Origin of the sequence: Nocardia cyriacigeorgica, from assembly GCF_005863245.1 — a bacterium.
GTDB lineage: Bacteria > Actinomycetota > Actinomycetes > Mycobacteriales > Mycobacteriaceae > Nocardia > Nocardia cyriacigeorgica_C.
The window spans coordinates 579,200-592,034 of the sequence record NZ_VBUT01000002.1 but is presented as its reverse complement, the minus strand read 5'-3'; the positions used below and the strand labels follow the sequence as shown (position 1 = coordinate 592,034).

Genomic DNA, 12,835 nt, shown 5'->3' with positions numbered 1-12,835 from the left:
TCACAAACAGGAGCGTGCGCACACTTCCACACCGTGCACACGCTTCCGGCGGTGCCGGGTTCCGCGACTGCCGCGACCCCCCTCGGCCGACTCCGGCTGGACCGTTCCGAGGCGACTCGTCGAGACATTTAACCGAGGCAGAAACCGTTCTGTCCGCTGCTCAGTCCGCAACCAGTCCGCAGCAGCATCTGAGCGTGCCGATACCCACCAACGAGACCAACGAACAAACTCGCTGGTCAGCGCGATACCACCATAGAAGCCAACACTTTCCGATCACTGCAAACGTCGAAAGCGACGGTCTCAAAAAAACCGTTGTCCTCACGGACGTGTGGGTTCGAGTCCCACACTCGGCACCAGGGCTCGACCGCCTCTCCGGGATTCTTGCCGGAGAGTGGGAGGCGCGAGATCTACGTCGCGGACCGGCGGTCACGACGCCCACCACCTCTGGGCGTACCCGGTGAGTTACCCGGATTCTTACGAGATCAGTCGTCACGTCGATCCCGCAGCGCAGAGACCCCGCTGAGTGACTCGTCCACCCTCGGGCACTGCCGCATCAGGTCGGCTTCCTCGATACTGGCGTCGTGGCAACCGAACGCGACTACGACACCGATCCGCAGCGGTTCCGCCTCGGCGCCAGATCGACCGCCACCCACCTGCGGCCCGGTCTCAGCCTGTACGACAAAGATCGCCCATCTGCTGACCGAGCGCCACTGCCGGCGCGTGCTCGACCTCGGCTGCGGCGAAGGCGCGCTGCGCGCCGCCGCGGACAAGATGACGGCACCACCGTGGGTGGTGGGCCTGGACGCCTCGGCGACCATGCTCTCAGCGGTTCCGCCGCCCGCGGTCCGAGCCGACGCCGCAGAGATTCCGTTCGCCGACAACGCCTTCGATGCGGTCGTCGCGGTCAACATCCTCGACCACCTACCGGACCCGCTGCCCGCCCTCCGCGCCGTCCACCGGGTGCTCGACCACACGGGGTGCTGGTGGCCGGCGCCATCAGCCGCCGGGCCACCAAGGCCGCGCGCACGCTGCCCACGCCACTGCCAATCACCAAACGGGGCGGCCTAGTGATCGGCAGCAAGAGCTGACCGGATACCGGCGTCCTCCCGGACTCCGCCGAGGGACTGGCTCCGGAAACCGATATCGGCCATCTGTCCGGGGAACCGCCCGATCCGATGACGGTATCAGCGAGGGCAGGATCGGCGAGTCGCGTTTGTCGTCGGTAAACCGGGCGACCACTCACCGTCACGCCGGCGACCGGAGCTCCGGCATCGCGGTGTCCGGCCACAACGGCGCGGGGGTCTGCCCGAGTGGGTACCAGCCGGGCAGGTGTCCGGCCGCGGCGGCGCTGTTCTGCATGCGTTGCGCGAACTCGGCGCTGACCTTGCCGGACTTCAGCAGCCGCAGGTACAGGTCGGCGACATGTCCGTAGTCGAAGAAGTCGCGCTGCCAGGCCCATTTGCCCGCACCCGCGTAGCGGAACCAACTGCCGCCCAGACCGTAGACCTCGTGCTGGGTGCCGTCGGTGTCTTCGGTGACCTGTTTCCAGAACCCGAGGACCTCGCCTGCTTTCTCGTCGATCAGCACCCGCTGATAGGGGTAGCGCCACCCGAGCAAGCCGTCCATCTCCTGACCGAAGGCGATATCGCGGATCTCGTCGATCCCGACGCACATCACGTCGTGGTGCGGGCCGATGTTCCAGCCGTAGGTCGCCTCGGGGACGAAGAAGTCGGCGAGGCCGCGCCAGTCCCCCACGCGCTCGGCCTCGATGTTGGCCTGCAGCCAGTGTTCGACGACGGCTTCGATCTCGGCACGGGGAAATCCGGTCATGTGTGAAAGTTCCTCTCCAGGTTGCGGTTACGCCCACCACCGCTGATGGCAGGCGAGCGATCCACGTCAACGTTGCTTCGCCGCGCGGGTGTGTCGGATCCGGCGCCGGTCGGCGAGCAGGTCCTGCAGGGTCTGCCGGACCGGCCGGAAGGTGATGCCGAGGTCGCGTTCGGCGGGCGAATTGTCGGCGGGTGGTGCGTCGATGAGGTAGCGGATGCCGGCCTCGCCGAGTTTGTTCATACTCGGCGGCAGCCGATGCCGGAACCGGTCGGCGAGTGTGCCCAGCCCGACCAGCACACTGTCGGGAATGGGGTAATGCCGCACCGGGCGTCCGGTGATGGTCGTGAGGTGGGCCGCCAAGTCGGCCCCGGCCACGTGGTGACCGCCGAGTACGTACCGCCGGGGGCCGCGATCCGGTTCCAGGAGCCGGGCATGAGCCTCAGCGAGATCGCGGACATCCGCGATGGTGATGGCCGCGCCGCGACCCGGTATGCCCGATCGGATGAACGCGACTACGGCCTCGCCGGATTCGCCGAACTGGTCCCCCGCTGCCGGACCGAGCACGGCGCTGGGATAGGTCACGGTGACCGGAGCGCCCTGCTGCTGCAGGTCCCGTGCGTATTGCTCCACCAGGGCTTTCGACCTGGCGTAGCCGTCACGACCGCCGCCCGGGGGCAGGTCGGCGTGCAGTAGCGGGCATCGCCGGTGCCACAGGGCCGTCACGCTCGATACGTACACAATCGGGTCGATGCCGCAGGCAACCGCTTGTCCGAGTGTGTTTTTCGCGCCCGCGAGGTTGGCCTCGATCATGTACTCGGCCGCGTCGGGCTCCAATGCCACCATCGCCGCGGCGTGTACGACCGCGTCGCACCCATCGAGCGCTACACGGACCCGTTCCGGATCGGTCATGTCTCCGACCACCATGTCGGTGGCATCGAAGTTCAGAGCCGCGGCGATCGGCGCCAGCCGCGCCGGATCACGGACGAGCAGGCGCAAGGTATGGCCGTGGTCGTGGACCGCCTTGGCTGTCCAGGCACCGACGAAACCAGTTGCCCCGGTGACCAACACCCGCATCCACGCCTCCTGCTCCGCGGCGCTACCGCATCTGTCCGACCTGCCGATCACCGGGAGGCGGCAACGGTTTCGCCGTCGCTGACCAGGCAGCGGCAACGGCGCCTACTGCATGCCCCCGGTCGGTTGTGAGCCAGGCTACAACTGCACTTGACAGGTGTCTAGCCAGTTGGAAAATCGGGATGCGTCCGGCCGGGGCGGGCGAGCGTCATTCCCCGTGCAGAAGCAGCGCGGCCACCGAGGTCAATCGTTCGGCCATTGCCTCGTAGGTGTAGTAATCCATCCCGGCCTGAATCATGGCGCCGCTGACCGCGATATTGAGCGCATCTACCACGTTGTCGCCACAGTCCTCGCCTGCGGCGAGCCGCAGGCGACGCACCATGGCGAGCCCGATCCGGTTGCGGATCTGCTCGACATCCGGGTCACGGCTGAGCACAGCGGCCGAGGCCGCGGTGCTCAGCTCCGGTTCCGCGGCCATGAGCGCGCCCAGTTCGGTGAAGATATTCGACAGCCGCTGCAACGCGGTGGCGCCGGTCACCGGTGCCTGACACCACTGCTCGATGCGGCGCCGGTAGGCCTCGGCGATCAGATGCTGCTTGGCGGAGAAGTATCCGTAGGCCGTGGCATGGGTGACCTCGGCGCGCCGGCAGACCTCGCGCATGCTGATCTGGTCGTACCCCTTCTCGCGCAACACTTCCAGCCCCGCATCGAGCAGCCGGTCCACCGTCTCCGCCGACCTGCCCGCCAACGCCCGCCTACCAGGAACAGCAGTCTCCGCCATAACGCCTTACAGTAGGCTTGACACCTGTAAGGTGCAAGGCAGCCCGGAGTCACCGCGTTGCCCGGAAGCGCGGCCGGGCACATTCGGCCGCTGTGCCCCGCTCAGCGGCCCGGTATCCACTGCACGACGAAGAGGCAGACAATGAAGACCACAGGCGCGCTCATCTGGGAATTCGACCAACCGTGGTCGGTCGAGGACATCGAGATCGGCGACCCGCGCAAAAACGAGGTCAAAGTCCAATTGGAAGCGGCCGGGATGTGCCACTCCGACCACCACCTGGTCACCGGCGGCATCCCGATGATGGGTTTCCCGGTCCTCGGCGGTCACGAAGGCGCCGGGATCATCACCGAGATCGGTGAGGGGGTAGACGATCTCGCCGTCGGTGATCACGTGGTGCTGTCATTCATCCCCTCCTGTGGCACCTGTCCGTCGTGTCAGTCCGGGCTGCGCAACCTGTGCGATCTGGGTGCGTTGCTGCTGGGCGGTGCTTCGGTCAGCGACGGGTCATTCCGAATCCAGGCCCGCGGCCAGGACGTATACCCGATGACCCTGTTGGGCACCTTCTCTCCGTATGCGGTCGTGCACCGCAGTTCGGTGGTGAAGATCGACGAGTCGATCCCGTTCGAGGTGGCGTGCCTGGTCGGCTGCGGCGTCACCACCGGCTACGGATCGTCGGTGCGCTCGGCGAATATCCGCCCCGGTGAAGATGTCGCGATCATCGGCCTCGGCGGCGTCGGCATCTCCGCACTCCAAGGCGCGGTCCACGCCGGCGCGCGCTATATCTTCGCCGTCGACCCGGTGGAATGGAAACAGCAGCAGGCGTTGAAGTTCGACGCCACCCACGTCTACGGCACGATCGAGGAAGCTACGGCGGCGTGCGCCGAGATCACCTGGGGCGGAATGGCCAAGAAGGTCATTGTCACCGTCGGTGAAGCCCGTGGCGAAGACGTCGATTCCTGGCTCGGCATCACGGCCAAAGCCGGCACCTGTGTAGTCACCGCCATGGGCAGCCTCACCGACAACCAGGCGACATTGAACCTGTCGATGCTGTCGCTGCTACAGAAGAACCTGCAAGGCACACTCTTCGGCGGCGGCAATCCCCATTACGACATCCCGCACCTGTTGTCCATGTACCAGGTCGGCAAACTCAACCTCGACGATATGGTCACCCGCCAATACCGGCTCGAACAGATCAACGAGGGATACCGCGACATGCTCGAAGGCCGCAACATCCGCGGCATCATCCGCTACACAGACGCAGACCGTTGAGTACCCGGCAGATTCCGGCACCAGAGCTCAGGTACGTCCTGTTCCAGCCGGCACTATCGAGGATTCGTGGCGGGGGTCGAACTCGGCCAACCAGCCTCCAGGTCCGCCGGAAGCAGTTGCTCGGTAAGCAGGCGGCGGACCCGAAGGAACCGATCGGGGGTGTTCAGCCATGAGCGCACCAGTTGCCAGCCGAAGTAGTAGCCGAGCACATACACCGACATGCCCGGCGCTCGGATCGAGTTGAACGCCGCGGCGATCTCGTTGCCGTCGTAGAGCCCCCACCGTGCCAGGTAGCCGGCGAGTTCGGCGTCGGGCCTGCCCTCGTCCGCCAGGAAGGCCACGTTCGCCAAGACGCCCCAGAGCGTGTTCTTGACCTCGTGTATCGAGGCCAAGTCGCTTCCATCGGGCTGGATACGTTCAGCGGCGAAAACGTTGTCGGTCAACCATTCCCGAGCCTCGTCGCCGGGGAAGATGATCGATTCGGCGTGCAAACCCAGGCCCTCGCCGAGGGCGAAGGGTGGCGACAGCATGAATCGCACCTGCTGGTCGATCACGCCCTGCCCGTCGACGAGATGGATCTGTTTGAGCAGCGCCTCGGCGATGTGTCCGGGATGAACCTCGTGGGCAACGAGATACAGCAGATCAGCCAGGTTGAACGGGATGTCGGTATTGATGTACAGGGTCGCTTTCCTCCCGCCTTCGTAGGCGCCCGCGCCCCAGAAGTGCGTGCCCGTCACCAACTCGCAGTCGACGACTTCGTCCGGCGGAAGTGACACGATCATGGCATCGGTCCGGACTCGCGTCTCGGCAATGGCCTGGCCGACAATCACCGGAAGCTGCCGCTGCACTCGCTCCGCGGCAAGGGCGTGGGCAGCCTGCCAGGCGTGCAGTCGATCGCTCAATGACCCACGGCCTGCGGGCAACGCGGCGTCGAGCCGATCATGTGCTTGTTCGAACTCGGTCTCGGGCACCCAGCTCACCTCCAGCCCCAGACATTCCCTGGCGTAGTCGGCCAGCGGCAACTGCCCGCCGCACTGCCGTCGCGCAACCGCACGCATGGCCCGAATCTGCGCGGCCAGGTAGCGCGAGCGCGCGGGCTCGAAAGGAAGTGTTGCCAACAACCGGTCGGCGTCATCGACCAGTTTCTCCGGCGGCAGCGGCTGCTCGCCGGCCACCTCCGCACTCCATTGCGATGGCCCCTGATAAATGAGCACAGTACCACCGGTATTGCTCGTGACCTGGCGGTTCAGGCGCAAGGCCAGCAGCGAGTAATCGCGGAACCAGTCCTGTCCACTCATGTCGTCGATTCCTCCGTAGCTATGTCGCCGACTCACCCGGTAAGCTAGCTGTACGTTTTTTCGTACAGCGCACGATGGGAGCGCGGGCATGCCGGACCGACCCCGGACCGTCTGGCTTCGCGGTGAGAGTTCGCAGCGCAAGCCCCGGCTATCGCTGGAACGGATCGTCGCCGCGGCCGTGTCGCTGCTGGACGCCGAGGGAGTCGCCGGCTTCTCGATGCGCCGGCTGGCCGCTCGCCTCGACTGCGGCACGATGTCGCTGTATGCCTACGTCGATACCAAAGACGACGTGTTCGACCTCGCGATCGATGCGGTTTTCGCCGAAATCGAACTGGATTCACCGGACACCGAAACACGCACGACAGCGGATGCTTGGCGGCACTATCTCACCCGGCAACTCGTCCAGACCCGCGGCGTACTGCGCCGCCATCCGTGGATCCTGGGCCTGATGAGTGGCAGGCCACTGCTCGGCCCCAACGCTCTCGCCCGCTCCGAACGCTTCTACACCGCCCTGAGTAGAGCCGGGCTGACCGGGCAACCGCTGCTCGCCGCGGTCGGAGCGCTGAGCTACTTCGTCGACGGATTCGTCGCCGCCGAGAACGTATGGCGATCCACGATCAGCGACCCCGGCGAGGAGCTCGTACTGCGCCGCGACGCTCAGGCACATATCGACGAGCATGCCGAGATCTATCCGACCTTGTCCGCGCAAGCACAACTCGAGTTCTGCGATTTCGACGAATCGTTCGCTCTCGGACTGACGATCATCCTCGACGGAATCGAAGCTCAGCTGCCGTAATCACCCTGCGCGCCCGAACATGCTCAGGATTTTCTCGGCCAGTACTCCGAACAAGACTCCCACTGCGGTCGGCCCGGCCCAGGCGCCCGTCGCGAAGCCGGAAACGACCACCGGTCCTGACGTACGGCGAGGCTCAGGGCAGGGCGGAGCAGTTGCTCGGAGCGGGCGCACCGGCGAGGCGCTGGGTGAGCCAGTCGTGGGCGGCGACGGTGGCGGGCAGGTATGCCAGCAGGTGGCCGATCGCGGTGCTGGGGAACAGCGGCGGCAGCCAGGCGGTTCTGTCCAGTTGCACGGTCGCGCCGTGTGCGCACCAGTCGACGGCGAGCTGATGAACCTGCTGATAGGTCAGGACATCGTCGTTGGTACCGGCGGCGATCAGGACAGGTGCGACCGGCTTGCGCCGGCCGATGCGCTGCTCGTCGACAATCGCCGACAATTCCGGTGAGCTGTCGATGATCTCAGCCGGTGTGCGGCCACCGGCGGTGTACCAGGTTGTCGGCCGCAGCATGGTGCGGAAGACGGCTTCGCCGATACAGGTGTTGGCCAGCTCGGCCATCATCTGCTTGCCGGCGGGGTTGGTGGCCGCGTCGACGATCGGCGCGGTGTCGGGATAGTCGGCGACGATGCCGTTGAGCACGTATCCCAGCAATCCGGTCCCGAAGCCACCGATCACACCCGGGACGATCCCGTTGACGGCAGGGGCGCTGAGCATAACCGCACGCAGATCTGCGGGCGGGGCCCCGGTGTAGGTGCCACGCAGGTCCAGTTCGGGAGCGTATTCACCCTGTAGCTCGGCGGCGGCTGCTGCGGCGCCGCCGCCTTGGGAGTAGCCGAAAATGGCACTGGGACGCGAGATTCCGGTCAGTGCTTCGGCGGCGCGGATCGAGTCGAGGACGGCGTGGGCTTCGGCGGCCCGGTTGACGTAGTCGTGCACGGCGGGGGTGCCCAGGCCGTGGTAGTCGGTCATCACCACCGCCATGCCGCGTGCGAGCAGCGCGTACGCGGTGATCACCTCATAGCTGACCCAGATGTCGAGGGGAAAGGTGTAGTGGATCAGCTCGGCCAAGGTTTTCGACGGTGCACACTGGTCGCCTTGGCCCTGGGTGCCCGGCGCGACCGCGATCAGCGGGCGGGGCCCCGGCCCGTTCCACGGCAGGGTGGGTTCGAGGTAGGTGCCGGTGACCGCGGCTGGATCACCGTGGGTGTCGGCGCTCAGGTACATGATGCGCGTGGCGTTCGCGGGAACCTGGCCTTGCTGCCCGGGGATGGCCCATGCCAGCGAATACGGCTCGCTGCGCAGGATGTGGCCTGGCTTTGCGTCCGGTAGCGGTGTGGGCGGGAGGTAGAAGTCCGCAGTCTGGGACGAACCCGAGGACGATCCCGATGCCGAACCGGAACCCGGCGCCGACGCGCCTGGTCCGGCGCCGACGCTCGACACCGCGGCGACCGCCAGGACCAGCGCGCCGAGCATCGCCAACGGCCTGCGCCTGCCAACGGGCCGTCGCTGCGCTCTGACCGGTTCTGTGAACATCTACTCCCCTTTTCTGAATCGAATTCAATATGAATTCGATTCAGATTCCCATGGAAGACGGATAGTGTCAACGGTCACATTTGCCGGGTTGTCACAGGCACCGCGCCACGATCTGCGGTCGCTGTGATCAGGAAGTCGCGGTCGTCGGGTTCGGTGAGCATGGCCGTCATCGTTGTGCGGTCGAAAGGCCATAGGTCGATGGTGTTCTGGTCGGTGAAGTACCAGGAGTTGCAGCCCGTGTTCCACACCGTCGGCCCCATCGCCTGTGTGACGGCGTCGTTGAACCGGGCCGTCGCGGCCTCGGTGACTTCGACGGTGTCGAGCTCACCGGTGGCGAACCGCTGCAGCCAGCGGGTGATGTAGCGGGCGGTCAGTTCGGCGGAGTATTGCAGCGAGATCGATCCGGTCGGCGAGTTCGGGCCCAGCACGGTGAACAGATTCGGGAAACCCGGGATGGCGGTCATCCGGTAGGCGCGGGGACCTTGCGCCCAGGCCTGATCGATGGTGAGTCCGTCGCGGCCGCGCAGGTTCATCGGACGCATGTAGTTGTGTGGGTGGAAGCCGGTCGCGAAGACGATGAGGTCGACCTCGTGGTGCCTGCCGTCGCCGGTACGGATTCCGGTGGGGGTGATCTCGGTGATCTCGTCGGTGACCAGCTCGGCGTTATCGGCCTGAATGGCCCGGTAATAGGTACCGGAGATCACCTGCCGTTTGCACAGCGGCTCGTAGTCGGGTGTCAGCGCCGCACGCAGATCCTTGTCGCGAACCTGGACGCGCAGCGACAGTCGGGCCAGTTCTTGCACGGCCCGTCGTCGCCAGGTCGGCCGCAGGGCCACATCGGCGAGGATCCCCGAGGCCCACAGCGACAGGTTGTACACCCGGTCGTGCAACGCCGGCGACGCCGCGAGCAGCTTGGCCACCAGCCGGGATTGGGGCAATCCCATCGGCGCCCACAGCACCCACTGCGGGGTCCTGGTGAATTGGGTCAGCTGCGCCGCGTCCGGCTGTAGCGCCGAAACGACCTGCACCCCGGTTGATCCCGATCCGATCACCGCGATCCGCTTGCCCGCGGTGACGATCGCATCGTCCCATCGGGCGGTGTGCACGACAGACCCCTCGAAACTGTCGAGCCCGGGCAGATCCGGGGTGAACGGATGATGCAGCACCCCGGTCGCGGCGATCACGAAGTCGGCCGTGAACTCCGCACCGCCGGCGATGGTGACCGTCCAGCCGCGCCCGTCGAAGGCGGCGTCGGCGACCTCGCTGTTCAGGCGCAGATGCGCACGCAATCCGAACCTGTCCACGACCTCCGCGTGATAGCGCTGAATCTCCGGGCCGGTGGCCCAGACCCGGCTCCAATCGGGTTTGGGCGCGAAGCCGAACTGGTAGAGCTGCGAGGGCACATCACAGGTCAGCCCCGGGTAGCGGTTCCAGAACCACACCCCGCCGACATCGGATCCCTTCTCCAGGATCACGAAATCGTCGAACCCGGCCTTTTTGAAGGTCACCGCGGCCGAGATCCCGGCGACGCCCGCGCCGATGATGACGATCTTCGGTACACGAATCGGCTTGCTTGCCATCAGTTTTCGCCTCTCCGGGCAGAAGGGTGATCAGGACCCGGCCGCCGCGTGCAGTTGTGCCCGCAGGACCTTGCCACTGGCGTTGCGTGGGATCTCGTCGAGCACGACGAACCGTTTGGGCACCTTGTAGCGTTCGAGACCTCCGCGCACATGAGCTTTGAGCTCATCCTCACTCGGCACCTCCGCGCCCGGGGCGAGCACGACGAAGGCGTTGAGCACTTGGCCGAATTCGGCGTCGGGGACACCGATCACGACCGCGTCGGTGATGTCGGGGCGGGCGGCGAGGCGATCTTCGACCTCGCCGGGGAAGACGTTCTCCCCGCCGGAGACGATCATGTCGTCGGCACGTCCGTCGATGAACAACCGGTGCGCCGTGTCGAAATGCCCCATGTCGCCGGTACTGACATGGCCATGGATGACCTCTTTGGTCGAGACCTTCGCGGCGGGGTCAGGAGTGTAGCCGGTGTATTCAAGGCCGCTGCGCACGAAAATCTCCCCGATCTCACCTATCGCGGCTTCGGTGCGGTCGGCGCGCAGGATTCGCACCGACACCCCGAGTGCGGCCCGGCCGATGGTGTCGGGGGCGGCGACCAGATCGGCCGGGGTGGCGATGGTGACCAGACCGGCTTCGGTCGAGCCGTACCCGTTGACCATGATCGGACCGAACGCCTCGATCAACTTCGAGATCGTGGTCGGCGAGATCGGTGCCGCACCGGTCACCATGACCCGCAGATGCCGCCGCGCCGCAGCGGCGTCAACCGGGTCGGCGGCGCTGAGCAACCGCTGCAACATCACCGGCACCGCCATCACCACGGTGGCCTGGTGACGAGCGATGTCGGCCAGCGCGGTCGCGGCGTCGAAACGCCGGCGACAGATCACGGTGCCACCCAGCGCCAACGGACCCAACAACGACAGCAACCCGAAACCATGAAACATCGGCGGCGCCACCAGCGCCCGATCCGTGGACCGCAGCCGCAGGATCGCCATCGCGGTGAGCGTGAGCAACACGATCGCGTGCGGTTCGACCGCACGGGGCACCCCCTTGGCCAGGCCGGTCGTCCCCGACGTCAACAGCGTCAGCTTGACCGCGTGGCGTACTCGCGGCGGTGCGGGATGACTCCGGGCAGCCAGATCCTCCAGCGTCACCACGCCCATAGGTTCGGCATCGGGTTCACGCCATGCCAGCACCCGCAGGCCCGCGAAGTTCGCCTTCTCCACCGTGGCGGCGTACTCGTCGTCGTAGATCAGCACATCCGGGTTGTGCCGGGCCAGGATCGCGTGCAACTGCGGGGCGGGCAGCTCGGTGTTGATGAAGATCAGCTCCGCGCCCAGCTGCGCGCCCGCGGCCATCGCCTCGGCGAACCCGCGATGGTTGCGGCAGATGATGCCCACCGATTTCGGCGGCGCCGGGCACGCGGCGAACAGGGCCGCGGCGATCGCTTCGGCCCGCTGCTGCAACTGCCGATAGGTCAGTTGCCCGGTGTCGTCGATGATCGCGACCTTGTCCGGGTGCCGGATCGCGGTCGCCGCCAGCAACATCGCCGGTGTCGGGCCGTAGCGGTAGAAGCCGCGCGCCAACGCCGCGGCCTTGCGCGGGCCGACCGGGGTCAGCATTCCCGACGAGAGCACCGCCGGGATCGCCGAACCCCACTGACGCAGACTGTGGCTCAGATCAGCGGACATTCGTGCGCACCTGCCCGTTGGCCTTCGGATCAGTGATCGCCGGCGCGGTGCTCGCGGTGTGGGTCACCGGAGCAGGCGGGCGCAGCCGTGACAGCGAGGCCTCGGTGTCCCCGAGGTTGCGGAAGATCCGCTCGACGACCAATTCCAGCGGCCACCGGAACACGGTCGCGAGTATCGCGGACGGGAACCCATAGATCGGGGTCATTGTCCGCGGCTTGCGCACCACCGCCTTGGCCAGTACCTTCGCCGCATCATCGGGAGTCTGACCGGGCAGCACCCGCATCCATCGGCTCGGCGCACTCATTCTGGTGTGGAGCAAACCACCGTAGAACGTGGTCAGGGTGACCCCGTCGGCGCGGGCCTCCATCGCGACCGCGCGCATCCACCAGTCGAAGGCCAGCTTCGACGACAGGTAGAAGCCCCACTTGGGGGCGTTCGGGAACATGATCCCGACAGTGGAGACGTTCACGATGTGACCGCTTCCGCGCGCCCGCATCCCCGGCAGCAGCGCCAGGGTCAGCCGCATCGGCCCCAGATAATTCGCCCCCGTGGTGGCGGTGATGTCCTTGGGCCGGTCGTAGGACAGGTGGATCGAACGGCGCAGCGACTTGCCCGCGTTGTGGATCAGCACATCGACTTCGCCGAGGTCGTAACGCACCGACGCGGCGAACTCGGCGACCGACTGCTCATCGGTCAGGTCCAGGCGGTACGGATAGGCCTCGCCCCCGGCAGAATTGATCTCCTCGGCCACCTCGAGTAGCCGATCCATCGACCGCGCGGCGATCACCACCCGGGCACCGGCCGCGGCGAACCACCGTGCGGTAGCCTCGCCGACCCCGAACGACGCCCCGGTGATCACGACCACCTTGCCCGCAACCTCACGACGCAACGCGTCTCGGCTACGCAACCCGCGCGGCCCGATGACCCAGGCGATCGCTCGCGCGAACGGTGTTTCGACGATCCGCGAGGGACCGGTCGGCAGAACTTCAGACATAA

General features: G+C 66.6%; 11 protein-coding genes. 3 read left to right on the top strand and 8 right to left on the bottom strand.

The features are described 5' to 3' along the window. Window positions 1-312: 312 nt before the first annotated feature. Entirely contained in the window at window positions 313-1,068 is a 756-nt protein-coding gene (locus FEK34_RS31100) for a class I SAM-dependent methyltransferase (RefSeq protein WP_349292410.1), read from the top strand. A 177-nt stretch (window positions 1,069-1,245) separates the two neighbouring features. Here FEK34_RS31100 and FEK34_RS05950 read toward each other — a convergent pair whose 3' ends face one another. The 3 genes from FEK34_RS05950 to FEK34_RS05940 form a co-directional block, all read right to left on the bottom strand. Continuing rightward, window positions 1,246-1,830, bottom strand: a complete 585-nt coding sequence (locus FEK34_RS05950) for a nuclear transport factor 2 family protein (RefSeq protein ID WP_138446811.1) — start codon at window positions 1,828-1,830, stop codon at window positions 1,246-1,248. A 66-nt stretch (window positions 1,831-1,896) separates the two neighbouring features. Continuing rightward, window positions 1,897-2,904, bottom strand: coding sequence for an NAD-dependent epimerase/dehydratase family protein (locus FEK34_RS05945; RefSeq protein ID WP_138446810.1), 1,008 nt, complete (start codon window positions 2,902-2,904; stop codon window positions 1,897-1,899). 205 nt (window positions 2,905-3,109) lie between these two features. Then, complete coding sequence (locus tag FEK34_RS05940; protein WP_138446809.1) at window positions 3,110-3,682, bottom strand: TetR/AcrR family transcriptional regulator; 573 nt, start codon at window positions 3,680-3,682, stop codon at window positions 3,110-3,112. 141 nt (window positions 3,683-3,823) lie between these two features. Here FEK34_RS05940 and FEK34_RS05935 point away from each other — a divergent pair, with 141 nt between their 5' ends. Further along, complete coding sequence (locus tag FEK34_RS05935; RefSeq protein WP_138446808.1) at window positions 3,824-4,951, top strand: NDMA-dependent alcohol dehydrogenase; 1,128 nt, start codon at window positions 3,824-3,826, stop codon at window positions 4,949-4,951. 53 nt (window positions 4,952-5,004) lie between these two features. On the opposite strand, the gene FEK34_RS05930 is transcribed toward FEK34_RS05935, so the two are convergent. Continuing rightward, window positions 5,005-6,339: a hypothetical protein gene (locus FEK34_RS05930; protein ID WP_212748704.1), complete on the bottom strand. Its 1,335-nt coding sequence runs from the start codon at window positions 6,337-6,339 to the stop codon at window positions 5,005-5,007. Here FEK34_RS05930 and FEK34_RS05925 point away from each other — a divergent pair. After that, the gene (locus tag FEK34_RS05925) at window positions 6,338-7,045 is read left to right on the top strand and encodes a TetR/AcrR family transcriptional regulator (RefSeq protein WP_138446807.1); all 708 of its coding nucleotides are present in this window, start codon (window positions 6,338-6,340) and stop codon (window positions 7,043-7,045) included. The genes FEK34_RS05930 and FEK34_RS05925 overlap by 2 nt on opposite strands. Before the next feature lie 133 nt (window positions 7,046-7,178). Here FEK34_RS05925 and FEK34_RS05920 read toward each other — a convergent pair whose 3' ends face one another. The 4 genes from FEK34_RS05920 to FEK34_RS05905 form a co-directional block, all read right to left on the bottom strand. Beyond that, on the bottom strand, window positions 7,179-8,516 hold the full coding sequence (locus FEK34_RS05920; protein ID WP_138446975.1) for a lipase family protein: 1,338 nt from the start codon (window positions 8,514-8,516) through the stop codon (window positions 7,179-7,181). A gap of 134 nt (window positions 8,517-8,650) precedes the next feature. After that, window positions 8,651-10,156 carry a flavin-containing monooxygenase gene (locus FEK34_RS05915; protein ID WP_138446806.1) on the bottom strand — a complete coding sequence of 502 codons (1,506 nt, stop codon included), beginning with the start codon at window positions 10,154-10,156 and terminating at the stop codon, window positions 8,651-8,653. Window positions 10,157-10,186: 30 nt separating this feature from the next. Further along, a complete protein-coding gene (locus FEK34_RS05910; RefSeq protein WP_138446805.1) occupies window positions 10,187-11,839 on the bottom strand; it encodes an AMP-binding protein in 1,653 nt (550 codons plus the stop codon). Further along, window positions 11,829-12,833, bottom strand: coding sequence for an SDR family NAD(P)-dependent oxidoreductase (locus FEK34_RS05905; RefSeq protein WP_138446804.1), 1,005 nt, complete (start codon window positions 12,831-12,833; stop codon window positions 11,829-11,831). The genes FEK34_RS05910 and FEK34_RS05905 overlap by 11 nt, the downstream gene beginning before the upstream one ends. Between the last annotated feature and the right edge of the window lie 2 nt (window positions 12,834-12,835).